This is a genomic window from Mitsuaria sp. PDC51 (genome assembly GCF_900113225.1).
Taxonomy (GTDB): Bacteria; Pseudomonadota; Gammaproteobacteria; order Burkholderiales; family Burkholderiaceae_C; genus Roseateles.
Genome location: NZ_FOZE01000002.1, coordinates 194,687 through 219,249 on the forward strand (window position 1 = coordinate 194,687; position 24,563 = coordinate 219,249).

Here is a 24,563-nt window from a genome sequence, read left to right on the forward strand (position 1 = left end):
GAATGTTCATGGCCCAACTCACCGCCCTGATCTCGGTCTCCGACAAGACCGGCATCGTCGAATTCGCCCAGGCGCTGCATGCGCTGAACGTGCGCCTGCTGTCCACCGGCGGCACCGCCAAGCTGCTGGCCGACGCCGGCCTGCCGGTGACCGAGGTCGCCCAGCACACCGGCTTCCCCGAGATGCTGGACGGCCGCGTCAAGACGCTGCATCCGAAGATCCACGGCGGCCTGCTGGCGCGCCGCGACCTGCCCGAGCACGTCGCCGCGATCCAGCAGCACGGCATCGACACCATCGACATCCTGGCGGTGAATCTCTATCCCTTCGAGTCCACCGTCGCCAAGCCCGGCTGCACGCTGGAGGACGCGATCGAGAACATCGACATCGGCGGCCCGGCCATGGTCCGCAGCGCGGCCAAGAACTGGAAGGACGTGACGGTGCTGACCGACGCGTCGCAGTACGCGCAGGTGCTCGAGGAACTCAAGGCCCACGGCAAGACCAGCGACAAGACGCGCTTCGCCGCGTCGGTGGCCGCGTTCAACCGCATCGCGCAGTACGACGCGGCCATCAGCAACTACCTGAGCGCGCGCCTGGACGACGGCTCGCTGGCCGAGTACCCGGCGCAGATGAACAGCAGCTTCGTGAAGGTGCAGGACCTGCGCTACGGCGAGAACTCGCACCAGACCGCCGCGCTCTACCGCGACCTGTATCCGGCGCCCGGCTCGCTGGTGACCGGCAAGCAGTTGCAGGGCAAGGAGCTCAGCTACAACAACATCGCCGACGCGGACGCCGCCTGGGAGTGCGTGAAGAGCTTCGACACGCCGGCCTGCGTGATCGTCAAGCACGCGAATCCCTGCGGCGTGGCCGTCGCGGCGAGCGCCGCCGATGCCTACGCGAAGGCCTTCAAGACCGATCCGACCAGCGCCTTCGGCGGCATCATCGCGTTCAACCGCGAGGTGGACCGCGCCGCGGCCGAGCTGGTGTCCAAGCAGTTCGTCGAGGTGCTGATGGCGCCGTCCTTCAGCGCCGAGGCGCGCGAGATCTTCAAGGGCAAGGTCAACGTGCGCCTGCTCGAGATCGCGCTGCCGCCGGGCGGCGCGCGCCCCTGGGACCAGGGCCGCAACGCGCAGGACGTCAAGCGCGTCGGTTCGGGCCTGCTGGTGCAGACCGCCGACAACCACTTCCTGTCCAAGGCCGACCTGAAGGTCGTCACCACGCTGCAGCCGACGGCGCAGCAGCTCGATGACCTGATGTTCGCGTGGACTGTCGCGCAGTACGTCAAGAGCAACGCGATCGTGTTCTGCGGCAATGGCATGACGCTGGGCGTGGGCGCGGGCCAGATGAGCCGCATCGACTCGGCGCGCATCGCGTCGATCAAGGCGGAGAACGCCGGCCTGGCGCTGGCCGGCTCGGCGGTGGCCAGCGATGCGTTCTTCCCGTTCCGCGACGGCCTGGACGTGCTGGCCGACGCGGGCGCCTCCTGCGTGATCCAGCCGGGCGGCTCGATGCGCGACGACGAAGTCATCGCCGCGGCCAACGAGCGCGGCATCGCGATGGTCTTCACCGGCGTACGCCACTTCCGCCATTGAGCGCCTGCGCCTGCGCCGGGGGCCGGGTCTTGCCCGCCCCGCGCGCGCTCCGCTCCGCTTCAGGCCCGGCCCTCGCGCCGGGCCTTTTGCTTGGCGCGTCGCCGTTACCGGTGCCCTCGCTGGCGGCGCATCCCTGACACATCTCTGCCGTTAAGACCGCATCAATGCATGTACGTTCTGCAGAGCGGACCCACTCTGATTGGGGATACGGGGCCTAGGCACCCACTCATTTGCGTCGCGAGCCTGCAACTCCATATGCACTTTTTTACCGCAGCGTGACCTCTTGCATTGACCGGCCAAGTGCGGCGTTGATACCTTTCGCCCCGCATCGCCGAGATGCGATTTTTCTTTAGAGAGAAGTATTCGAATGACCAAGATTTCCGCCATCGTCGCCGCCGCCCTGCTGGCCGCCGGCGCCGCTCAAGCACAGACCCAGACCCAAGCCCCGCTGTACGGCGAACTGGGCTACACCTTCGTCAAGGTGAAGGCTGACGGCGGCCTGTCGGCCAAGCCGGGCGCCATCCGCGGCATCGTCGGCTACGACGTGCACCCGAACGTCGCCATCGAAGGCATGCTGGCCTTCGGCGTGTCGGACGACACCGTCGGCGGCGCCAAGATCAAGATCCCGCACAGCTACGGCCTGTTCGTGACCCCGAAGTACGCCTTCGACCAGTTCGAAGTCTTCGGCCGCCTGGGCTACGCCCACAGCAAGATCAAGGCTTCTGACGAAGACGGCTCCATCTCCGACAGCGGCGGCAGCTTTGCCTACGGCCTGGGCGCGAAGTACAACTTCGACAAGTCGATCTACGGCGCTGTCGACTACATGCGCTATTACAAGAAGGACGGCATCAAGGCCGACGGCTTCACGCTGAGCGTGGGCTACCGTTTCTGATCGTCGCGATCGCCTCGCGCGATCCGACCGGGCCTTCATCGGCCCGAATTGAAAGCCCGGCTCCGGCCGGGCTTTTTCTTTTGGCGCGCCGGCACGCACCGGATCCGCCACGGCTAGTCGCGCCCCTCTAGTCCAGGGTCGACGCGCTTGGCCCGCCACGCGAATGCGCATAGCCTTCGGCTCATTCCAAGCATCCGGCGGAGACACGCGATGGACCAAGCCCTGCACGAGCGCCTGCACCTGATCCTGGAGCAGCAGCGCGCGGCCTTCGACCGTGAACGCCTGCCCTCGCTCGCGCAGCGTCGCGACCGGCTGGAGCGGCTGCGGCGCATGACCGCCACACATGCGCAGGACCTGGCCGAGGCGATGTCCCGGGACTTCGGCCACCGCTCGCGGCATGAGAGCCTGCTGGCCGACCTCTTCACCGTCGAGTCCGGCGCGCGCCACGCGATCCGGCACCTCAAGCGCTGGATGGCCGTGCGGCGCGCGCCGACCGCGCTGCACTTCCTGCCCGCGTCCAACCGCCTGATGCCGCAGCCGCTCGGCGTGGTGGGCATCGTGGCGCCCTGGAACTATCCGTACTACCTGGCGATGGCGCCGGCGCTCGCCGCGCTGGCCGCGGGCAACCGCGTGATGATCAAGCCCTCCGAGCTGACGCCCGCGACGTCGGCGTTGATGGCGCGGCTCGTCGCCGAGCACTTCGCGCCCGACGAGATGACCGTCGTCACCGGCGACGCCGAGGTCGGCAAGGCCTTCACCCACCTGCCCTTCGATCACCTGTTCTTCACCGGCTCGACGCCGGTGGGCCGGCTGGTGGCGCAGGCCGCGGCGCAGCGCCTGACGCCGGTGACGCTGGAGCTGGGCGGCAAGTCGCCCGCGATCGTCGACCGCAGCGCCGATCTCGCGCTGGCCGCCGAGCGGATCGCCTTCGGCAAGCTGCTCAACGCCGGCCAGACCTGCGTCGCGCCGGACTACGTGCTGGCGCCCAAGGAGCTGGTGCAGCCGCTGGCCGACGCGATCGTGGCGGCGGTGCGGCGCTTCTATCCGCGCATCGACGGCAACCCCGACTACACCGCCATCGTCAGCCCGCGCCACCATGCGCGGCTGCGCGGCCTGCTGGACGACGCCCGCGCCCGCGGCGCGACGCTGCGTCCGACGCACGACGAGGCACCGGCCGATCGCCGCCTCGTGCCCACGCTGCTGCTGGGCACGACGCCCGACATGACGGTGATGCGCGAGGAGATCTTCGGCCCGCTGCTGCCCATCGTGCCCTACGGCCACGTGTCCGAGGCGATCGCGCAGGTCAACGCGGGCGACCGCCCGCTGGCGCTCTACTGGTTCGGCGAGGACCGGGCCGCGCGCGAGGACGTGCTGGCCCGCACCGTGGCCGGCGGCGTCACCGTCAACGACTGCATCTGGCACCTGGGCCAGGAGGAGCAGCCCTTCGGCGGCGTCGGCGCCAGCGGCATGGGCGCGTATCACGGCGTTTGGGGCTTCAACACCTTCAGCAAGCTCAAGCCGGTCTTCCTGCAGACGCGCTTCGCCGGCACCCGGTTGTTCCATCCGCCCTATGGCCGGACCTTCGACCGCCTGCTCGGCCTGCTGAAGAAGATCACATGAGCGCCGCGGACCGCGTCGACGCCGACATCGTGATCGTCGGCGGCGGCTCCGCGGGCGCGGTGCTGGCCAGCCGGCTCAGCGAGGACCCCGCCTGCCGCGTGCTGCTGCTGGAAGCCGGCGGCCGCGGCGACGGCTGGATCACGCGGACGCCCTTCGCCGGCGTGCTGCAGGTCGCGGCCAGGCTCAACAACTGGGGCTTCGAGACCGTGCCGCAGGCCGGCCTGAACGGGCGGCGCGGCTACCAGCCGCGCGGCAAGGCGCTGGGCGGTTCCTCGGCGATCAACGCGATGGTCTACACGCGCGGACATCGCAGCGACTACGACGCCTGGGCGGCGGCGGGCAATCCGGGCTGGGGTTACGACGAGCTGCTGCCGTACTTCGTGAAGGCCGAGCACAACGCGCGTTTCGGCGCGCCGTGGCACGGGCAGGACGGCCCGCTGCGCGTCGGCGACCTGCGCACCGACAGCCCGGTGCACGCGGCCTGGCTAGCCGCCGCGCGTGAATGCGGCCATCCGGTGCGCGAGGACTTCAACGGCGACGACATGGTGGGCCTGGGCGTCTACCAGGTCACGCAGCACGAGGGCGAGCGCTGGAGCGTCGCCCGCGGCTACCTGCATCCGATCCTCGGCCAGCGCCCCAACCTGCGCGTGGAGACCGGCGCACGCGCGCTGAAGCTGCTGCTGGAAGGCCGGCGCGCGATCGGCGTGGAGGTGCTGCAAGGCGGCCAGCGTCGGACGTTGCGCGCGGCGCGCGAGGTGCTCGTCTGCGCGGGGGCGCTGCAGTCGCCGCAGTTGCTGATGTGCTCGGGCATCGGCGACGGCGCCGCGCTGCAGGCGCTGGGCCTGCCGGTGGCGCACCACCTGCCGGGCGTCGGTCGCAACCTGCACGACCATCCGGACTTCGTCTTCGGCTACGCCTCGGACCGGCTCGAACTGGCCGGGCTGTCGCTGCGCGGCGGCTGGTCCTTCCTGCAGCAGGCCCGGCGCTACCGCCGCGAGCGGCGCGGCCTCGTCACCAGCAACTTCGCCGAATGCGGCGGGTTCCTCTCGACGCGCCCCGGCCTGCCGGCGCCCAACGTGCAGCTGCACCTGGTGGTGGCGCTGGTGGAGGACCATGCGCGGCGACTGCACCTGGGCCATGGGATGTCCTGCCACGTGTGCCTGCTGCGTCCGCGCAGCCGCGGCGCCCTGACGCTGGCGAGCGCCGATCCGCTGACCGCGCCGCGCATCGATCCGGCCTTCCTCGACCACCCCGAGGACGTGCGCGAGCTGATCGAGGGCTACAAGCTGACGCGCGACCTGATGCGCGCGCCGGCGATGCGGGCGCTGTGGCGGCGCGAGCTGTGGAGCGCCAACGTCGGCGACCACGGCAAGGGCAACGGCTCCGGCTCTGGTAACGACGACGACCAGGCGATCGAAGCGCTGCTGCGCGCGCGCGTCGACACCGTCTATCACCCGGTGGGCACCTGCCGCATGGGCGCTGACGCGCTGGCGGTGGTGGACGAGCGGCTGCGGGTGCGCGGCCTGGACGGGCTGCGCGTGGTGGACGCGTCGATCATGCCCAGCGTCATCAGCGGCAACACCAACGCGCCGGTGGTGGCGATCGCCGAGAAGGCGGCCGCGATGATCCAGCAGGGATAATCGCGCCCCATGGTCCTTGCCGAAATCACCGGCCTGTTCCTGTCCTGGCTGGCGCGCCTGATCACCGGCGCCCAGGGACACTGGAAAGGCTGCCCGCCGACGTCGGAACAACGCATCTACTTCGCCAACCATCAGAGCCATTTCGACTGGGTGCTGATCTGGGCCTCGCTGCCCGGCGAACTGCGCGCGCGTACCCGCCCGATCGCCGCGCGCGACTACTGGACGAGCTCCGCGCTCAAGACCTGGCTCACCACCGCCGTGTTCAACGCCGTCTACGTCAGCCGCACCCGCGCCACGCCGGACGAGGATCCGCTCGAGCCGCTGGTGGACGCGCTGCAGGGCGGCGACTCGCTGGTCATCTTCCCGGAGGGCACGCGCTCCAACAAGGGCGCGCCGCAGGCCTTCAAGGCCGGCCTCTATCACCTCTCCGAGCAGTTCCCCGAGGTGCAGCTGATCCCGACCTGGATCGACAACGTCCAGCGCGTCATGCCCAAGGGCGAGGTCGTGCCGGTGCCCATCCTCTGCACCGTCACCTTCGGCGCGCCGATCCGCATCGAGCCCGGCGAGGACAAGCGCGCGTTCCTGGAACGCGCCCGCGCCGCCGTGATGGCGCTGCGTCCGGGAGGGTGGAAGGAATGAGGTGGCTCAAGTCATTGAACACCGGCGAGCAGGTCGCCTTCCTGTTCGTCGTGCTGTTCGGCGCGCTGCTGCTGGTGAGCATCGGCTCGGTGCTGTGGTCGCTGCGCGAGCGGCCCGAGCAGGAGCAGGAAGCCTGGCAGGCGCGCTGGGCGCGGTTCCGGCATGAGCTCAACATGGTGTGGGTCGGCGCCTGCCTGTTCTGGGCCGCCTGGGTGTCGGGACCGGTCGGGGCGACGCTGCTGTTCGGCGTGTTCTCCTTCCTCGCCTTCCGCGAGTTCATCACCCTGCTGCACACCCGCCGGGCCGACCACCGCGGGCTGATCATGGCCTTCTTCGTGATCCTGCCGCTGCAGTACGTGCTGGTGGGCACGCGCCACTTCGACCTGTTCTCGGTGCTGATCCCGGTCTACGGCTTCCTGGCGATCCCGGTGGCCAGCGCGCTGGCGGACGATCCCGGCCGCTTCCTCGAGCGCAACGCCAAGATCCAGTGGGGCATCATGGTCTGCGTCTACGGGCTGTCGCACGCGCCGGCGCTGCTGCTGCTGGACATCCCCAAGTACCAGGGGCGCGGCGCCTTCCTGCTGTTCTTCCTGGTGGCGGTGGTGGCCTGCGGGCAGATCGCCCAGGCGGTCGCGACCAGCCGCTTCCGCGCCCGGCCGGTGGCGCGCCGCATCAGCCGCTCGTTCACGATGAAGGCTTGGTGGATCGGCGCGTTCGCGGCCGCCGTCGCCGGCGCGCTGCTTTACTGGATCACGCCCTTCAAGGCCGGCCAGGCCGCGATCGCGGCCTTCATCGCGGCCGGGTGCGGCAGCTTCGGCGTCTTCGTGATGCAGGCGCTCAAGCGCGACGCCGGCATCCATGCCTGGGGCAACCGCAGCGCGATCACCGGCGCGGTGGGGCTGCTGGACCGCATCGCGGTCATGTGCTTCGCGGCGCCGGTGTTCTTCCATTCGGTGCGGTGGTACTTCCGCGCCGCGACCTGAGGAGATCCGCCATGCGCATCCTGGGCATCGACCCCGGCCTGCAGACGACCGGCTTCGGCGTGATCGACGCGGACGGGCCGCGCCTGGCCTACGTGGCCAGCGGCACGATCAAGACCAACGCGCTGCCGACCGGCGACCTGCCCGGCCGGCTCAAGATCCTCTACGACGGCATCCGCGAGGTGGTGTCGCGCTACCAGCCGACCTGCGCGGCGGTGGAGATCATCTTCGTCAACGTCAACCCGCAGTCGACGCTGCTGCTGGGCCAGGCGCGCGGCGCGGCGCTGACGGCGCTGGTGTCCTGCGACCTGCATGTGTCAGAGTACACCGCGGTGCAGATGAAGAAGGCCATCACCGGTCACGGCGGCGCGGCCAAGGCGCAGGTGCAGGCGATGGTGGCGCGGCTGCTGGCGCTGCCCGGCGAGCCGGGCAAGGACGCGGCCGACGCGCTGGGCATCGCGATCATGGACGCGCATGCGCGGGTGTCCTTCGACGCGATGAGCCGCCAGACCACGCTGCAGCGGCGCCAGCACGCGCAGTTCAAGGGCTCGCGCACCTACTGAGGCCCAGGGCGGCGCTTCAGGGCTCGTCGTGCCAGTAGTCGAGGTCGCCCTCGCCGACCTTGCGCAGCGCCTCGAACGGGCGGTCGCCACCGATGCCGGCCTCGGCCATGAATTTGTTGGAGTCGGGATAGACGCAGATCTCGGGCTGCTCCATCGTGCTGATGGACAGGTATTTGATCGGCGCGTCCGAGGTGTTGATGATGTGGTGCGGGTACTCGGGACCGGCGGGGATGAAGATCACGTCGCCGGCCTTGATCGGCAGCCGCTCGCCGGCCACGCGCAGCGTGCCGGAGCCTTCCAGCACGATGAACATTTCCTCCTGCGCGTGATGCAGGTGGTAGGGGCAGGTGGTCTTGCCCGGCTCGACGATGTCATAGGACGCGCCGAGCTTGCTCGCGGCGGTGCCGCGCGCCAGCCGCGCGAAGCGCGACTCGTACAGCGGCTCCCGCTTGAACGCGGTCAGCTCGACTTCATGGAAATTGCGGATCAGTTGGGCGGCGAGCGCCTGGGCGCGATCGTTCATGCGGGGGTCTCCTTGCGCGACGACGGGGCGGGCTGACTTGAACCCGGGATCGCAGGCTAGCGTGTCCCCCCGTCGTCGGCAAACCCAAGTCAATGACGCCAGCGCGAGGGATTCTTAGCATGTGGCTCTTCCTCCACTGACCGCAGGAGTTCACCCATGCATTCGATCCAACTGACGGTGGCGTACGATCCGCGAATGAAACGCCCGCTGCAGATCCAAGCCGACTGGGATCCCGAGGCCTCGGTCTGGGTCGCCACGTCGGAGGACGTGCCTGGGTTGGCCACCGAGGCGGAGACGCTCGAGGCACTCGAGGCGAAGCTGAAGGTCCTCGTGCCCGAACTGCTGGAAGCGAACGGCCATCTTCCCGACGGTCCGGAGCTGTCGATGGAAGTGCTGGCGCGGCGCGTCAGCAGCACCTCGATCCACCTGCGCTGAGTCCCATGGGCGCCAGCTTCACGCCGGAGCTGGTCCGGATGCTCCGCGCCGCAGGTTGCTGTTTCGAGCGCCGCGGCAAGGGCGATCACGACATCTGGTTTTCCCCGCTGAGCCGTCTCCGCTTCCCGGTGGATCACCAGATCAAGTCGAGGCACCTTGCCAACGCGGTCCTGCGCCAGGCCGGCCTGGCCAAGCACTTCTGAGACAGCCCCGCGGGCGTCGCGCCCGGTGCGGATCGCAATGGCCTGCCGCCACCATGGCGATCCCTCGCCGGAAGGACGAAAGTCAGTTGGAATAACCGGCCTTCCTGCCGTGTTCATGCAATACCCCCACCTGATCCCAACCCAGGAGACCCCGCATGACGAAGACCCTCAAGCTCACCGCCGCCGCGCTGCTGATGGCCGCCGCCGGACTCGCCGCCGCGCAGACCGCGCCCGCGATGGCCAAGGACGGCGCGCTGGTCGGCGCCAACGACATGACGCTCTACACCTTCGACAAGGACGCTGCCGGCTCCGGCAAGAGCGTCTGCAACGGGCCGTGCGCCACCAACTGGCCGCCGCTGATGGCCCGCGCCGAGGACAAGGCCAGCGGCGACTGGTCCATCATCACCCGCGACGACGGCTCCAAGCAGTGGGCCTACAAGGGCAAGCCGCTGTACTTCTGGGTCAAGGACGCCAAGCCCGGCGACCGCAGCGGCGACGGCATCAACCAGGTCTGGCACACGGCGAAGCCCTGAACCGCTCCCCTGTTTCCGCGACCGCAGGCCGTCCGTCCCATGCCCCTCGTCCTCGACGAAGCCTTGCCGCTGCTACCGCGCCTGCGCCGCCACGCGCGGCTGCTGTGCGGCGATGCGGCGCGGGCGGACGACCTGCTCCAGGACACGCTCGAGCGCGCGGCCCGCAAGGGCGCGCTGTTCCATGCCGAGCCCGGCCCGACGCGCCTGGATGCGCTGCGCAACTGGCTGCTGACGCTGATGCATCGCCTCTACCTGAACCAGCGCCGCGATGCCCGCGAGGCCCTGCACGACTCGCTGGACGACGAGGACACACCGCAGCCGCTGGTCCATGAACCGCAGCAGCAGGTGGCCCTGCGCCTGGACCTCGAGCGGGCGCTGGCCGCGCTGCCCGCCGCCTCGCGCGAGATCCTGCTGCTGGTCTGTGTCGAGGAACTCAGCTACCAGGCCGCCGCCCAGGTGCTGGAAGTGCCGGTAGGCACGGTGATGTCGCGGCTGTCCCGCGCGCGGGAGCGGCTGCGGCAGTCGATGGACGGCGTCGCGCCGGCCCGCCCCCCGCTGCGAGTGGTGAAATGAGCGCCCCGCCATGACGCACGACGACCACGAACTCGACGACGCCACGCTCCACGCCTACGTGGACGGGCAACTCGAGCCCTCCCACGCCGCCGAAGTCGCCGACCGGCTGCTGCGCCAGCCGCGCGCCGCACAGCGGGTACTGGCCTGGCGCGAGCAACGCGAAGCCCTGCAGGCGCTGCATCGCGACTGGCTCGACGAACCGGTGCCCTCGCGCCTGAGCGCCGCGCTGCACCCGCCGGCCACGGCCGCCGTCGTCGCCTCGCCCTCCCCCTGGCCGCGCGCCTGGGCCGCCGCGCTGCTGGTGGCGCTGGGCCTGGGCGCGGGTGCCGCGGGCGGCTGGGGCGGTCACGGCTGGTGGCAGGGCAAGCAGCAGGCCGCCGCGCAGGCCGCCGCCCAAGCCGCCGCGCGCGCGGCGGGCCGCGATCCAACCGTCCCCGAATACGTCCGCGACGCCGCCATCGCCCACGCCGTCTACCAGCCGGAAAAGCGCCACCCCGTCGAGGTCGGTGCCGACCAGGCGGACCACCTCGTCCAGTGGCTGAGCAAGCGCCTGGGCGCGCAGCTGTACACCCCGGTGCTGCGCGATTACGGCTGGAAGCTGGTCGGCGGCCGCCTGCTGCCCGCGAGCGACGACCCCTCCGTCGGCGGCGCGCTGGCCCGCGCGCAGTTCATGTACGAGAACGACGCCGGCGAGCGCTTCACGCTGTACGTCAGCACCGGCGCGGCATCACCGGAAGCCCCGGTCGCCTTCCGCCTGACGCAGCGCACCGAGGGCGGCAGCACGACGCGCAGCTTGTACTGGATCGACGGCAAGCTGGCCTACGCGCTCAGCGGCAACTTCGACGAGAGACGCCTGCGCGTGCTCGCCGACCTGGTCCATGCCCGCATGGGCATGATTGCCCGCGCGGCCTCATCGCCCTGACCTTTCGGCATGAAAAGTCCGGCGGGCACAATGCGCCGCCATGTCGCTCACACGCCTGATCGCCGGCCACATACGCGGCCATTGGCGGCCCTATGCCGCCAGCGCGCTGATGCTCAGCACCATCGCCGTCCTGACGGTCTGGATCCCGCGTCAGGTGGGCCATGTCGTGGACGCGCTCGTCGCGCACCGCCTCGCCGGCTGGGACCTGATCGCCCAGTTGAGCCTGCTGGTGCTCGCCGGCCTGGCGATCTACCTGCTGCGCGTGGGCTGGCGCCTGGCGCTGTTCCGCACCGCCTATGAACTCGGCCGGCAGCTGCGCACCCGCCTCTACGCCCAACTGACGCGCCAGGGTCCGGCCTTCTTCCACGCCCAGCGCACCGGCGATCTGATGGCGCTCGCCACCAACGACGTCGACGCCATCGAGATGGCCGCCGGCGAGGCGCTGCTCGCCGCCTTCGACGGCTCGCTGACGCTGATCCTGGTGCTCGGGATGATGACGATCGGCGTCGACTGGCGCCTGGGCCTGGCCGCGCTGGTGCCCTTCCCCTTCATGGCCTATGCGTTCTGGCGCATCTCGACGCAGGTCCACGTCGCCTGGTCCGATTCGCTGACGCGCTTCTCCGCGCTGAACCAGCAGGTGCAGGACAGCCTCGCCGGCGTGCGCACCGTGCGGGCGCTGGGCCTCGTGCGGCGCAGCCGCGCGCAGTTCGGCGAGCTCGCGCGTGACGCCGGCGCGGCCGCCTACCAGGCGCAGCGCTGGGAGGCGATGTTCGAACCCGCCGTCGGCCTGTCGCTGGGCGCGGCCACGGTGATCGCGCTGGGCGTGGGCGCGTGGCTGGTCGGCACAAACCTGATCACCATCGGCCAGCTGACCGCCTTCACGATGTACCTGGGCCAGCTGATCTGGCCGATGTTCGCGGCGGGCTGGGTGCTGTCGCTGCTGGAGCGCGGCCGCGCCGCGTGGTCGCGGCTGCAGCCGGTGCTCGACGCACCGGCCGGCCTCGTCGACACCGGCACGCGCGAGCTGCCCGCGCAGGCGGACATCGCCTGGGACCGCGTGTCCTTCCGCTATCCCGGCATGGCGCAGCCGGCGCTCGAGGACATCACGCTGACGCTGCCGCCGGGCCGCACGCTGGGCATCGTCGGCGCGACGGGCTCGGGCAAGTCGACGCTGTTGCGGCTGCTGCTCCGGCAGTACGAACCGGATGCCGGCGCGGTGCGCCTGGGCGGCGTGCCCGCGCCGGAGATCCGGCTCGACGCACTGCGGCGCGGGCTGGCCTGGGTGCCGCAGGAGCCCTTCCTGTTCTCGGCCTCGGTGGCGGACAACATCGGGCTCGCGCGCCCGGACGCGACGCGCGAGCAGATCCTGGCGGTGGCCGAGCTGGCCGCCGTCCATGACGACATCGCGCGCCTGCCGCAGGGCTACGACACGCTGGTCGGCGAGCGCGGCGTGACGCTGTCCGGCGGCCAGCGCCAGCGCGTCGCGATCGCGCGGGCGCTGCTGGCGCAGGCGCCGGTGCTGCTGCTGGACGACGCGCTGTCGGCCGTGGACAGCGGCACCGAGACGCAGATCCTGGACCACTGGCGCGAGTTGCGGGAGCGCCATCCGGAGCGCAGCCTGGCGATCGTCAGCCACCGGCTCTCGGCGGTGATGGAGGCCGACGAGATCGTCGTGCTGAAGCAGGGCCGGATCGTCGAGCGCGGCCGGCATGAGGACCTCATCGCCCTGGGCGGCTGGTACGCCGGCCAATGGCGTTATCAACAACTGGAGGCCAGCCTTGACGCCGCCTGAGACCGCGTCCGGCACGGACGGCAAGACGCAGCCCGACCGCCACTCGCCGCGCGAGGCGCTGGCGCTGCTCGCGCAGGCCGCCGCACCGGAGCGCCGCGGCCTGGCCAAGGGCCTGGGCTGGCTGGTCGTGGCGGCCGCGCTCGAGGCCATCGGGCCCATCCTCGGCAAGCACTTCATCGACGCCCACGTGCTGCCGCGCGATTTCTCGCTCGGCCCGATGGCGCTGCTGCTGGGCGCGATGCTGCTGGCCGGCTGGGCCGCGAGTCTGCTGCGCTACGCGCAGCTGCGGCGCATGGCGGCGGTCGCGCAGCGCTCGGTGCTGCGCCTGCGCGAGCAGGTCTACGCCCATGTGCTGGCGCAGCCGATGGCCTTCTTCGACCGCAGCATCACCGGCCAGCTGCTGAGCCGCATCACCAACGACACGGACGCGGTCAACAACCTGTACCGGCAGGTGCTGTTCGTGATGCTGGACTCGACCATCGTCGTGGCCGGCGCGCTGGTCGCGATGGCCTGGCTGGACTGGCGGCTGATGCTGATCGTGCTGGCGCTGGTGCCGGCGAGCTCCGGGATCATCTGGCTCTACCAGCGCGCCAGCAGCGGCCCGGTGCAGAAGGCGCGGGCGCTGCGGGCCGAGCTCAACGCGCAGATGGCCGAGAGCATGGCCGGCATGGCGATGCTGCAGTCGGCCGGCGCCGCGCAGCGCTTCGCCGCGCGCTACGAGACGGCCAACCAGGCGCAGCTGCAGGCGCGCGTGCAGGAACTGCGCGCCAATGCCTGGCTGCTGCGGCCGGCGCTGGACCTGCTCAACGTGCTGCTGATCGTGACGGTGATCTACGGCTTCGGGCAGCGCGAGCTGTCGGGGATGGAGGTCGGCCTGCTCTACGCCTTCCTGGCCTACATCGCCCGGGTCGTCGAGCCGCTGATCCAGATCACGATGCAGTTCAGCCAACTGCAGCAGGCGCTGGTGGCAGCATCGCGGGTGCGCGCACTGCTGCGCGAGCCGTCCGAGCCGCGCTCGCACCGACCGGACCTGGTGGTCGGCGCCGGCGCGATCCGCTTCGAGCACCTGCACTTCGCCTACACGCCGGAGCAGCCGGTGCTGCGCGACCTGGACCTGGACATCCCCGCCGGCAGCTTCGTCGGCATCGCGGGCCACACGGGCTCGGGCAAGTCGACGCTGCTGGCGCTGCTGCTACGCTTCTATCAACCGCAGCAGGGCCGCATCCTGATCGACGGCCAGCCGCTGGCCCAACTGCCGGACGAGACCTTCCACGAGGCGCTCGGTCTGGTGCCGCAGGAGCCCTACCTGATCGCCGGCAGCGTGCGCGACAACATCCGCATGGGCCGGGCGATCCCCGACGAGCAGCTCGAGGCGGCGGCTCGCGCGGCGCGGGCGCACGACTTCCTGAGCGCGCTGCCGCAGGCTTACGACAGCCGGCTCGGCGACGGGGGGCTGGCGGTGTCCACCGGGCAGAAGCAGCTGATCGCGCTGGCACGCGCGCTGGCCGGGAATCCGCGCATCCTGCTGCTCGACGAGGCGACGGCCAACATCGACAGCGCGACCGAGGCGCAGGTCGGCGAGGCACTGCGCGCGCTGCGCGGCCGCGTGACGGTGATCGCGATCGCGCACCGCCTGTCGACGATCCGCGATGCCGACCAGATCGTGGTGCTCAACCACGGCCGCCTGTCCGAACGCGGCACGCACGAGGCGCTGATGGCGATCGAGGGCGGCATCTACCAGCGCCTGGTGCAGCTGCAGGCGCTGGAGGAGTGAGCAGGTCTGTGCCGAGCCGCGGCTGAAACGAAAGAAGCCCGGTCTTTCGACCGGGCTTCCGAGGGCCTCGAAGGGCAGGTTTCCAGAAGGTTCCCCGAAGGGCTGGAAGCTAGGAATGGCCTCAAAGGGCAGGACGGATTCTGCGCTTGGCGCGGGTGGACATCAAGACAGTGGTTCGAGTGGCTGCGTCGCATCGATGTGCAGCGCATATTCGCTTATCGGAACACGTCATCAATGCTCGTTGACCTTCGCCGCCTGCATCAGCAGGTCGAGCTTGGCCTTCATCTGGTCCTGCGGCGTGCCGGTCTCCGCCCGGTACTGGAAGGTGTAGAGCACCTCCGGCGCGGGCTGTGCGTCCGCGACGCTGGGGATCGCGCTGATGATCTGCCGGTCGTTCGCGCTCACCGCGACACCGTCATAGGGATGCGCGTGACGCAGCCGCTTGCTCCACTCGCGCTTCACCGCCTCGCTGCCGGACTCGGCGGGCGTTGCGTGCCGGAACACATCGATCTCGGTCTTCTCGTCGGGGTTGTAGGCCACGACACCGGCGATGCGGAGTTCATCCCCCGCCGGCGCGTGCTGGAAGGCGAGGTCCAGGCGCAGCCGACCACCCGGTTCGATCTTCTGCAGCTCGGGCCCGTAGGTGAACGCCAGACGGCGGTCGTCGAACGCGAAGCTGCGTCCATAGTCGACCTTCAGCACCGGCTCCGCCAGCGGCTTCGGCAGCAGGGGCCCCTGCTGCAGGAAGCGGTTCCAGTCGGACAGCTTGCCTTCGTAGGAGGCCGCGAAGAAGCCGGTCATCCGCTTCATCCGGTCGATCTGCCCGGCCAGGCCCAGCGCGCCCGCCCGGGCCTCGAAACCGACCGAGCCATCCGGCACCGGCAGGTCGAACGCCATCATCCAGTCGCTGCCGAACCAGGTCGTGACGTGCCAGAGCCGCACCTGCCAGACCCGGCCCCAGCCGTCGGTGAAGCGGGTGTCCTCGGTCGGGTTGCCCAAGGAGGCCACCTTGATCGTCTCCGCGTTGACGTGGATGGTGCCCGGTGACGCCTTGAGCACCAGGTCCCTGACCATGCGGGGATCGGCATACCACTTGGCCGGATCGATGCCCTCGGGCCGGTGCCGGTGGAACACCAGGTAGCCCTTGAACTCGGCCGCGTCCTGCCAGCCCTCGTGCCCGAGATCGAGCCGCGTGTAGTGCGGCTGCGTGATCACCCAGTCGCCGTTGCCGTTCTGCACGACGATGCCGGGCGCGCTGCGCTCGTAGAAGCCGTGCAGCAGCCGGTCGCTGCCGTTGCCGCGAGGAAAGGTGTCGTTGGCGTTCTCGGCGAGCAGGTCCCGCAGTTGGGCGGCATTGAACTCGTCGGCCGCTTTCATGTAGGCCTGCGACAGCTCGGCGAAGCGCTTGGGCGCGGGGATGTCGACCTTGAAGCGTGCCGACCGCGTCTTGTCGAAGACGGCGAAGCCGGTGACGCCGCGCGTGTCCGCGCTCACCACGCCGTCGGGCGCGCGCTTCACGAGCGCGATGGGGACGGCGATGTTGAGCGTGTTCTCGGTGGTGCGCATCGCCCGCACGATGCCGATCACGCGGCCCGAGGCGTCGACCAGCGGTCCGCCGCTGTTGCCGCCGGAGATCGGCGCGGAGAAGCGCATCCACGACCAGCGGCCGCTGTCCTCCTCCGGCGTGTCGGAGGTGTAGTTCCCTTCCCGCATGACGACGCCCTCGCCGAGCGCGTTGCCGACGGCATAGACCGTGCCGTTGAGCACCGGCTTCTCGTTGAGCGGCAGCGCGGCGACGCTGTCCGGCGGATTCGCCAGCGTGAACACCGCGAAGTCCTGGTCGACGGAGCCCTTGGTGACCTGGGCGATCGGATAGAGCTTGCCGGCCGCGTCGCGCAGCATCGGCTCGCCGCGCGAATCGCCGAACGAGGCGATCAGCACATGCATGGCGGTGACGAATTGGTGGTCGCCGATGGCGAAGGCGGTGCCGACCGACACGTACTTGTCGGCGCGCATCTGATAGGGCAGCAGCTCGTGCCAGGGCTTGTCGTAGCGGATGGACTCCTCGGCCGGCTTGGGCACGACGACCTCGAAGGTGGCCTCGCGCACCTGGCGCTGGATGTCGGGCTCCAGCGGCGCCGCGAGGGCGCCAGCGCAGAACTGCAGGCCAAGAATGCCAACACCGCCGAAGCGGACCATTGCCGCCAGTGCCCTTTTCATACATCCCCCCGTATGGCGACCGGAGGAAGGCCCGGCCGCTGGGGGATGCTGAGGTCGACAAGCTGCGCGGTGGTGTCGAGCGGGTGAAGAAGGATGAAGCGGCGGGCGGCGGCCGGTCAGGGGGTCACACCAGCAGGATCAACCGCTCCAGGATCAGCACCGAGAACGCGCCGATGCCGGCGATCACGGTCCACTTGATCAGCAGGATCGCGCGGCGGCGCCAGACCGGGCGCTTGGTGGCGATGTAGAGCGCGAAACACAGCAGCCCCGCCACGAGCAGCAGGGCGATGACGGTGCGGACGATCAGCATGGCATCGGCCCTTGCGATTGGGCGGCCGCAATCGCGAGCTCTTCGAGCGAATAGAAGTAGCGCGCGTGACTCACCCGCAGCGCCGCCTCGCTCGCTGCGCTGAACAGCACGATCTCGTTCTCACGATCGCTGCCCAGAAGGCTCAACTCCAGCTCCAGCCGATCATCCGCGGCACGGACGTGGTCCGCATCGTCGTACTTGTCGAACCGCAGCAGTTGCTGTGCACGGCGGTCGTAATGCACCAGAAAAATCATCGGAGCTCCAATCGTTCCGGAATGCTCAGCGTGCTGCAGCTTTCAGGATCGCTTGCATGCTTTTGGCCGGCCGCTGCGAGGAATGAGCGCCGGTAGTCATCCAGCGACCTCAGATCGGCCGCGGTGACGCACCCTTTCAGTCGTTTGCCCAGCTTCTGCAGCTGGCTCTGACTCAACGGCATGCGTCCCCAATCGCCTCAGCGCAACATCACCACGCCGGCGCCAACTCCGCGAACCCCGCCGGCGCGTCGCGCTCGTCCTCGAAGGTCACGATCTCGTACGCTTCCGCGTCCGCCAGCAGTTCGCGCAGCAGCAGGTTGTTCAGCGCGTGCCCGCCCTTGAACGAGGTGTACGCCGCCAGCAGCGGATGCCCCACCACCTGCATGTCGCCGATCGCGTCCAGGATCTTGTGCTTCACGAACTCGTCGTCGTAGCGCAGCCCCTCGGCATTCAGCACGCGGTAGTCGTCCACCACGATCGCGTTGTCCATGCTGCCGCCCAGCGTCAGCCCGCGCGAGCGCATCAGCTCGATGTCCTTGGTCATGCCGAAGGTGCGCGCCCGGGCGATTTCGCGCTTGTACTGGCCGCTGCCCATGTCGAACACGTAATGCTGGCCCGTCGCCGACACCGCCGGGTTGTCGAACTCAATCTGGAAGCTCAGCGTGTAGCCGTGATGCGGCACCAGCTTCGCCCACATCAGGCTCTTGCCCTCGCCCTTGCGCACCTCCACCGGCTTCTTCACCCGCAGGAACTGCTTGGGCGCGTTCTGCAGCTCGATGCCCGCGCTCTGCAGCAGGAAGACGTAGCTCGCCGCCGACCCGTCCAGCACCGGCACCTCGTCGGCGTTGATGTCGATCAGCAGGTTGTCGATGCCCAGGCCCGCGCAAGCCGACAGCAGGTGCTCGATCGTCTGCACCTTGGGCTGGCCGGGATCGCCGCCGGGGCTGATCGTGGTGGCCATGCGCGTGTCGCAGACGCTGTGCGTGTTGACCGGGATGTCGACCGGCTGGGCCAGGTCCACCCGACGGAACACGATGCCGGTGCCAGGCGCCGCGGGCCGCAAGGTGATCTCCACCTTCTGGCCGCTGTGGATGCCGACCCCGACCGCGCGGGTCAGCGATTTGATGGTGCGTTGCTTGAGCATGGGCGGCATTCTCCCAAATCGGGGTCAACCCTGCTGGACGACGGCCTCATGGTCCGCGCGCGCCACCGGCAAGCGCAGCGTCACCACCGTGCCGTGCCCCAGGCTGCTGTCCACCCGCAGGGACCCGCCCAGCACCTTCGCCCGGCGCTGCAAGCCACGCAGGCCGCGCCCCTGTGAAATCGTGCCGACGTCGAAGCCCTCGCCGTCGTCCTCGACCCGGATCTCCACGCGCCTGCCCAGGTCGCGCGTGACCACCCGCACCCGCGACGCCCGCGCATGCTTGAGCGCGTTGGTCAGCGCCTCCTGCATCAGGCGAAGCACATGCAGCGCGTCGGGCGGCTCCAGCCATTCCAGCGGCGGCAGGTCGTGCACGTCCCATTCCAGCTTGAGGCCGCCCAGCTGCAGCCGCTTGCCCAGCCGGTAGCGCATCGTCGCCAGCAGCGACACCAGGTCGTGGCCGACCGGCTCCAGCGAATCGATCACCAGCCGCAGGTCATCCACGCATTCGCGCAGCACGTCCACCACCTGCTCCTGCGGCATCGTGCCCTGCTCCACCGCGACCATCGCCGACAGCAGCGAGGACCCCAGCCCGTCGTGCATGTCCTGCATGATCCGCTGCCGCTCCAGCAGCAGCGCCTGCTGGCGCTCGACCTCGCGCAGCTTGTCGTGCTGCGCGCGCAGCTCGACGCTGCGCTCCTCCAGCCGCTGCGCCAGGTCCTCGTTGGCGCGCTCGACCTGGCGCAGCGCCTCGATGTAGCGGTACTGCACCGCATACAGGAAGCTGGCCAGGATCACCAGCGTCGCGAACGGCATCAGGTAGACATGCTCCGGCCACCACCAGCCCGCCAGCAGGCCGAGGTCGTGCACGCCAAGCGCCACCCCGATCACCAGCGCCGCCGCCATCACCCGCAGCTCGCGCGTGCCCTGGCGCCAGGCGACGCTCGCCACGAAGGCGGTGCCCGCCAGGCCCACCACCGCATTGCAGATGTGCAGCAGCACCAGGGCGTCGAAGCCGCGCCCCCACAGCGGCATCGACGCCAGGCTGGACACCAGCACGAACAGCGCCATGCCGCGTTCGAAGCGCGCGAAGCGCTGCCGCGCGAAGCGCAGCGCGAAGAGGAAGGTCAGCAGCATCACCCACGACATCGAGGCATGGGTCACCCACCAGAACCACTCGAGCGCGTCGCGGGTGCGCGGCAGGTCCAGGTGGTAATGCAGGTTGCGGACCAGCCAGGCGACGGTGGCCAGCGAGAACAGCAGGTAGGAGGAATCCTCGCGGCGCTTGAACCAGAGCAGCAGCGCGAACAGCCCCAGCGTCACCAGCGTCAGCCCGGTGGCCTGCGGCACGCCGATCTGCAGCACCCAGCGGCGATCGTGGCGCGGCTCCAGGTCCTCGCGCGCGCCCAGCCAGACGCTGGACACCGAGTAATAACCGGCCTGCATCACCGGCACGGCGATGACCACCTCGATCTCGCGCGCCTGCTGGATCTCGGTCAGCGCCGCCGGCAGCACCACCCACAAGGGCCGCACCCATTGCTCGCGCGCGCCGGACTGGTTGTCGAAGACCGGCCGCCAGCCGTCGTCGGTCTTGACCAGCACCGCTGCGGCCAGCGCCACCAGGCGCGGCATGTACAGCGCGACGCTGGTGGGCCAGCGCCCGTTAGGCGCCGCGTAGCGCAGGCGGTACCAGCGCATCTGGAAGCGCGGGGCGGCGCCGGTGGTGGTGGTCGCCTCGCGCTGCTGGAATTCAGGCAGCCGCACCGGTTGCCAAGCGGCGGGGTCCGACGGCGGCAGCAGCGCCTGCGGCAGAGCGCCGTCCTGGCCGTCCATCACGCGCAGCGCGCGCCACCAGGCCTTCAGTTGGTCCTGGGTCCACTCGCTGGTCGCGACCTCGGCCTCGGTCGCGCGCTGGGCGCCAGCGGCCGGCCCGCTGTCGGGCACCGGTCGCGCCGGCCCCAGGGGCGACGCCCGCGTGGCATGCGTGTCACGCGTCGCCCCGGTGAGCGGCATCGAGCTCGAGGCCGTCCCGTTCGAGGCCGGGCCGCCCGGTGCGGCTCGCGTCCCGCTGTCGGCATCGCCCGGTGGACCGATCTGACCGCCACTCGCGCCACGCCCTTGAGACCACGCAGTGACCGGCGCCGCGAGCATCAGCGCGAAGACCATGAGCAAGAGGAACGGCGCCATGGACGACGCCATGGACGACGCCAGGATCGACGGCTTCGAGGAACGCGACATCCATGCCTGCCGCACCCGCGCGACCGGCCCACTCGCCGCCGACATTCCATCCTCGCCCTGGACCATGCATTCGCTCTGTCTTGTGATCGGGCGCCAGTGTGCCGAAGTTCACGCAGCGGCACGAGCATTCAATTGCAACAGCCTCCCCCCGAAGGATGGGGGCGCAGCGACGCCGTCGTTCCGCCTTCCGAAAAGCAAAAGAGGCCATGCCCCCGCGAGGGGACATGGCCTTCAAGCTGATGGCGTTCGAGAAAGAGGTCGGTCTCAGTCCGCCTGCTTGCGCAGGAAGGCCGGGATCTCGATCTCGTCCATGCCGTTGGACGACAGCGCCTCCACCTTCGCGGCGGCGGTGCGGCCGTGGCGCCACACGCTCGGCACGCTCATGCCGCCGAAGTCCGAAGCCGTCATCGGCGCGGCGGCCGGCGCGCCCTGAGCGGCGGCGCTGCCCGGCATCACCACCGGCTGCGTCAGCACCGGCATGTTGTCGGTGCCGGTGCGCAGCTGCGGCTGCTGGACGACGAGCTGCGGTTGCTGGCGCGCCGCGGAACGCTGGCTCAGGCCAGTCGCGATCACGGTGACGCGCAGCTGGTCGCCCAGCGATTCGTCGTAGGCGGTGCCGTAAATGATGTGCGCATCTTCAGCGGCGTAGCGCTTGATCGCGGTCATCGCGTTGCGGCTCTCGGCCAGCTTGAAGTTGTTGCGGCTTGCCGCGATCAGCACCAGCACGCCACGCGCGCCGGACAGATCGATGCCTTCCAGCAGCGGGCAGGCCACGGCGCCTTCGGCGGCCTTGGTCGCGCGGTCCGGACCGGCCGCGACGGCCGTGCCCATCATCGCCTTGCCCGGCTCGCTCATCACGGTCTTCACGTCTTCGAAGTCGACGTTGACCAGACCCGGCATGTGGATGATGTCGGAGATGCCGCCGACCGCGTTCTTCAGCACGTCGTTGGCGTGCGCGAAGGCCTGGTCCTGCGTGACGTCGTCGCCCAGCACTTCCAGCAGCTTGTCGTTGAGCACGACGATCAGCGAATCGACATTCGCCTCGAGCTCCTGCAGGCCCAGGTCCGCGGCCTTGCCACGGCGGTTGCCTTCGAACTCGAACGGCTTGGTGACCACGCCGACGGTCAGGATGCCCATCTCCTTGGCCACGCGCGCGATCACCGGCGCCGCGCCGGTGCCGGTGCCGCCGCCCATGCCGGCGGTGATGAACAGCATGTGCGCGCCGGTGATGGATTCGCGGATGCGGGCTTCCGCTTCCTCGGCGGCCGATTTGCCGACCTCGGGTTTCGCGCCGGCGCCCAGGCCGGTATGGCCCAGTTGCAGGAGTTGATCGGCCTTGGAGCGATTCAGGGCTTGGGCATCCGTGTTGGCCACGATGAATTCCACGCCCTGGACACCTTGGCTGATCATGTGCTCGACCGCGTTGCCGCCGCCGCCGCCCACGCCGATCACCTTGATCTGGGTGCCCTGATCAAACTCTTCGATCATCTCGATCGCCATATCAAACCTCCTGTCCATATTGTGCAGTTGCCATCAGCAAAATAGAAGTGGGATCGGCCCTTTTTTAGGGGGCAAAACCCTCGAACGTCGTAAAGAAAGCGTGAGCCGATGAGTTCCGGCTTCTTAGAAATTTCCCAGGAACCAGTCTTTCGCGCGGCCGAACAGGGTCTTCACCGAACCCGCCTGCTGCGCCGCCTTGAATCCCCGTGTGCGCGAGAGCCGCGCTTCCTCCAACAAACCCATCACGGTCGCCGAACGGGGATTGGCAACCATGTCGAACAGCGCGCCGCCGTAAGTCGGATTCCCGCGACGCACCGGTTTCAGGAAAATGTCCTCGGCCAGTTCGACCATGCCCGGCATGACCGATGAACCGCCCGACAGCACGATGCCCGAGGACAGCAGTTCCTCGTAGCCGGAATCCCGGATGACCTGATGCACGAGGGAGAAGATTTCCTCCACGCGCGGTTCGATCACCCCGGCCAGTGCCTGTTTGGACAGCATGCGCGGCGCCCGATCGCCCAAACCCGGGACTTCGACCTGGTCGGCGGGATCGGCCAGCAATTGCTTGGCCACGCCATGCTCGACCTTGATTTCCTCCGCATCCTTGGTCGGGGTGCGCAGCGCCATCGCGATATCGCTGGTAATCAGGTCGCCGGCAATCGGAATCACCGCGGTATGGCGGATCGAGCCGCCGGTGAAGATCGCCACGTCGGTGGTGCCGGCGCCGATGTCGACCAGCGCCACGCCCAGGTCCCGCTCGTCGGAAGTGAGTGCAGCCAAACTGGAGGCGCTCGGGTTCAGTACGAGCTGCTCGACCTCCAGCCCGCAGCGGCGGACGCACTTGACGATGTTTTCCGCCGCGCTCTGGGCGCCGGTCACGATATGGACCTTGACCTCCAGCCGGCCGCCGCTCATGCCGATCGGCTCCTTGACCTCGTGGCCGTCGATGACGAATTCCTGCGGTTCCACCAGCAACAGGCGCTGGTCGTTCGGGATATTGATGGCCTTGGCGGTTTCCACCACCCGGGCGACATCCACCGGCGTCACTTCCTTGTCGCGCACGATGACCATGCCGGTCGAGTTCTGGCCGCGGATATGGCTGCCGGTAATCCCGGTGTAAACCCTCGAAATCCGGCAGTCGGCCATCATTTCGGCCTCTTTCAGCGCCTGCTGGATGGACTGGACGGTGGCATCGATATTCACCACGACGCCGCGTTTCAGGCCATGGCTGGGCGCCACGCCCAGGCCGGCGATGCGCAATTGGCCGTCCCCCATCACCTCGGCCACCACCGCCATGATCTTGGCGGTGCCGATGTCCAACCCGACGACCAAATCCTTGTATTCCTTGGCCATGCCTGTCCTCAATTCTTCTTGGCGCCCTTGGGCGCAGTGGTAACCGTCGTCACGCCGGCGAGCCGGACCGCATATCCGGATTCGTGGCGGAGGTCCGCCGATACCAGCGACGTGCGGTAGCGGGCGGTGATCTGCGGAATGCTGGCGATGAACTGGCCAAACCGGGCCACGACTTCAGCCTCGCTGCCCCGGCCGAGTTCAACGACCGCTCCCTTTTCCAGCGTGGCCTTCCAGGAACCGCGACCCGACAAATCCAGCCGGGCCACCCCTTCATCCAGTTTCCCGTGGGTCATGGGATCGAGCTGGCGCCACATCGCCAGCATCGCCGCCGACGATTTGGCCGGCCCGGCCAGGGTCGGCAGGTCCTCGTCCTCGACATCGCCCAGATTCGCCTCGAAGACCTCGCCGAAACTGTTGACCAACCGGGTATCGACGACCGCATCGCTGTCGGCATCGGCGTTCTCGGCCTTGGTTTCCCAATAGGCGGCGGGGCGGTGCTCCTCGAGCGCCACCACCAGGTGCAGCGGCCAGACGCGGCGCACCGTCGCATGACGCACCCAGGGCACGGCCTCGAAGGCGGCGCGCGCCTGCTGCAGGTTCATCGTCAGGAAGTTGCCCGACAGCCGCGGCAGCGCGTTCGCCCGCAGCGACGCGCTGCTGTTGCGGCTCACGTCGCCCTCGACGGTGATGGACTTGATCGAGAACGCCGGCTGCCGCGCCAGCCAATGCACCCCCACCGCCGCCGCGGCCAGCGCCACGGCGAGCAGCAGCAGGCCGGCCACCCCGTTCATCACTCGGATGTCCGGCGGCAGCGGGCTGGCGGTGTGGGTGAAGGTGGCGCCCATGGGAGGGGTGGTGGCGGTGGCTTG

Annotated in this window: 23 protein-coding genes; 14 read left to right on the forward strand and 9 right to left on the reverse strand. The window is 69.5% G+C overall.

Annotated elements, in window-relative coordinates; all coding sequences use genetic code 11:
- Window positions 1-8 precede the first annotated feature (8 nt).
- The 7 genes from purH (at window position 9) to ruvC (ending at window position 7,923) form a co-directional block, all read left to right on the forward strand.
- Window positions 9-1,589: a bifunctional phosphoribosylaminoimidazolecarboxamide formyltransferase/IMP cyclohydrolase gene (gene purH, locus BM393_RS12310; RefSeq protein ID WP_091731371.1), complete on the forward strand. Its 1,581-nt coding sequence runs from the start codon at window positions 9-11 to the stop codon at window positions 1,587-1,589.
- Window positions 1,590-1,956: 367 nt separating this feature from the next.
- Window positions 1,957-2,481: a porin family protein gene (locus BM393_RS12315; RefSeq protein WP_091725925.1), complete on the forward strand. Its 525-nt coding sequence runs from the start codon at window positions 1,957-1,959 to the stop codon at window positions 2,479-2,481.
- A gap of 210 nt (window positions 2,482-2,691) precedes the next feature.
- A complete protein-coding gene (locus tag BM393_RS12320) occupies window positions 2,692-4,101 on the forward strand; it encodes a coniferyl aldehyde dehydrogenase (protein WP_091725929.1) in 1,410 nt (469 codons plus the stop codon).
- A complete protein-coding gene (locus BM393_RS12325; RefSeq protein ID WP_091725932.1) occupies window positions 4,098-5,741 on the forward strand; it encodes a GMC family oxidoreductase in 1,644 nt (547 codons plus the stop codon). The genes BM393_RS12320 and BM393_RS12325 overlap by 4 nt, the downstream gene beginning before the upstream one ends.
- 9 nt (window positions 5,742-5,750) lie before the next feature.
- Window positions 5,751-6,380 carry a 1-acyl-sn-glycerol-3-phosphate acyltransferase gene (locus BM393_RS12330; RefSeq protein WP_091725938.1) on the forward strand — a complete coding sequence of 210 codons (630 nt, stop codon included), beginning with the start codon at window positions 5,751-5,753 and terminating at the stop codon, window positions 6,378-6,380.
- Window positions 6,377-7,363: a phosphatidate cytidylyltransferase gene (locus BM393_RS12335; protein ID WP_091725941.1), complete on the forward strand. Its 987-nt coding sequence runs from the start codon at window positions 6,377-6,379 to the stop codon at window positions 7,361-7,363. The genes BM393_RS12330 and BM393_RS12335 overlap by 4 nt, the downstream gene beginning before the upstream one ends.
- 11 nt (window positions 7,364-7,374) lie before the next feature.
- Window positions 7,375-7,923, forward strand: a complete 549-nt coding sequence (gene ruvC / locus BM393_RS12340) for a crossover junction endodeoxyribonuclease RuvC (RefSeq protein ID WP_091725944.1) — start codon at window positions 7,375-7,377, stop codon at window positions 7,921-7,923.
- Between the two features lie 16 nt (window positions 7,924-7,939).
- On the opposite strand, the gene BM393_RS12345 is transcribed toward ruvC, so the two are convergent.
- Window positions 7,940-8,446, reverse strand: a complete 507-nt coding sequence (locus BM393_RS12345) for a cupin domain-containing protein (RefSeq protein ID WP_091725949.1) — start codon at window positions 8,444-8,446, stop codon at window positions 7,940-7,942.
- A gap of 156 nt (window positions 8,447-8,602) precedes the next feature.
- Here BM393_RS12345 and BM393_RS12350 point away from each other — a divergent pair, with 156 nt between their 5' ends.
- From BM393_RS12350 to BM393_RS12380, 7 genes are all read left to right on the forward strand, one after another.
- The gene (locus BM393_RS12350) at window positions 8,603-8,881 is read left to right on the forward strand and encodes a DUF1902 domain-containing protein (protein ID WP_217648438.1); all 279 of its coding nucleotides are present in this window, start codon (window positions 8,603-8,605) and stop codon (window positions 8,879-8,881) included.
- 5 nt (window positions 8,882-8,886) lie between these two features.
- Window positions 8,887-9,084 carry a type II toxin-antitoxin system HicA family toxin gene (locus tag BM393_RS12355; RefSeq protein ID WP_091725953.1) on the forward strand — a complete coding sequence of 66 codons (198 nt, stop codon included), beginning with the start codon at window positions 8,887-8,889 and terminating at the stop codon, window positions 9,082-9,084.
- Between the two features lie 155 nt (window positions 9,085-9,239).
- The gene (locus BM393_RS12360) at window positions 9,240-9,617 is read left to right on the forward strand and encodes a hypothetical protein (protein ID WP_091725957.1); all 378 of its coding nucleotides are present in this window, start codon (window positions 9,240-9,242) and stop codon (window positions 9,615-9,617) included.
- A 39-nt stretch (window positions 9,618-9,656) separates the two neighbouring features.
- Window positions 9,657-10,190: a sigma-70 family RNA polymerase sigma factor gene (locus BM393_RS12365; protein WP_091725960.1), complete on the forward strand. Its 534-nt coding sequence runs from the start codon at window positions 9,657-9,659 to the stop codon at window positions 10,188-10,190.
- Between the two features lie 10 nt (window positions 10,191-10,200).
- Window positions 10,201-11,112 (forward strand): anti-sigma factor, encoded by a 912-nt coding sequence (locus BM393_RS12370; RefSeq protein ID WP_091725965.1) that lies wholly within the window; start codon window positions 10,201-10,203, stop codon window positions 11,110-11,112.
- A gap of 40 nt (window positions 11,113-11,152) precedes the next feature.
- Window positions 11,153-12,904 carry an ABC transporter ATP-binding protein gene (locus BM393_RS12375; protein ID WP_091725969.1) on the forward strand — a complete coding sequence of 584 codons (1,752 nt, stop codon included), beginning with the start codon at window positions 11,153-11,155 and terminating at the stop codon, window positions 12,902-12,904.
- Complete coding sequence (locus BM393_RS12380; RefSeq protein ID WP_254783433.1) at window positions 12,891-14,678, forward strand: ABC transporter ATP-binding protein; 1,788 nt, start codon at window positions 12,891-12,893, stop codon at window positions 14,676-14,678. The genes BM393_RS12375 and BM393_RS12380 overlap by 14 nt, the downstream gene beginning before the upstream one ends.
- A gap of 231 nt (window positions 14,679-14,909) precedes the next feature.
- On the opposite strand, the gene BM393_RS12385 is transcribed toward BM393_RS12380, so the two are convergent.
- The 8 genes from BM393_RS12385 to BM393_RS12420 all read right to left on the reverse strand — a co-directional run bounded on the left by BM393_RS12385 (window position 14,910) and on the right by BM393_RS12420 (window position 24,539).
- On the reverse strand, window positions 14,910-16,898 hold the full coding sequence (locus BM393_RS12385) for a serine protease (protein ID WP_091725977.1): 1,989 nt from the start codon (window positions 16,896-16,898) through the stop codon (window positions 14,910-14,912).
- A gap of 124 nt (window positions 16,899-17,022) precedes the next feature.
- Window positions 17,023-17,208, reverse strand: coding sequence for a hypothetical protein (locus BM393_RS12390; protein ID WP_091725981.1), 186 nt, complete (start codon window positions 17,206-17,208; stop codon window positions 17,023-17,025).
- Window positions 17,202-17,462, reverse strand: coding sequence for a hypothetical protein (locus BM393_RS12395; RefSeq protein WP_091725984.1), 261 nt, complete (start codon window positions 17,460-17,462; stop codon window positions 17,202-17,204). Before BM393_RS12395 ends, BM393_RS12390 begins: the two co-directional genes overlap by 7 nt.
- A 208-nt stretch (window positions 17,463-17,670) precedes the next feature.
- Complete coding sequence (lpxC, locus tag BM393_RS12400; RefSeq protein WP_091725987.1) at window positions 17,671-18,606, reverse strand: UDP-3-O-acyl-N-acetylglucosamine deacetylase; 936 nt, start codon at window positions 18,604-18,606, stop codon at window positions 17,671-17,673.
- A gap of 24 nt (window positions 18,607-18,630) precedes the next feature.
- Window positions 18,631-20,790 carry a sensor histidine kinase gene (locus BM393_RS12405; protein ID WP_175538320.1) on the reverse strand — a complete coding sequence of 720 codons (2,160 nt, stop codon included), beginning with the start codon at window positions 20,788-20,790 and terminating at the stop codon, window positions 18,631-18,633.
- A 315-nt stretch (window positions 20,791-21,105) separates the two neighbouring features.
- The gene (gene ftsZ, locus BM393_RS12410; protein ID WP_091725997.1) at window positions 21,106-22,341 is read right to left on the reverse strand and encodes a cell division protein FtsZ; all 1,236 of its coding nucleotides are present in this window, start codon (window positions 22,339-22,341) and stop codon (window positions 21,106-21,108) included.
- A 123-nt stretch (window positions 22,342-22,464) separates the two neighbouring features.
- A complete protein-coding gene (gene ftsA / locus BM393_RS12415; protein WP_091726001.1) occupies window positions 22,465-23,694 on the reverse strand; it encodes a cell division protein FtsA in 1,230 nt (409 codons plus the stop codon).
- A gap of 8 nt (window positions 23,695-23,702) precedes the next feature.
- A complete protein-coding gene (locus tag BM393_RS12420; RefSeq protein ID WP_091726003.1) occupies window positions 23,703-24,539 on the reverse strand; it encodes a cell division protein FtsQ/DivIB in 837 nt (278 codons plus the stop codon).
- Window positions 24,540-24,563 lie beyond the last annotated feature (24 nt).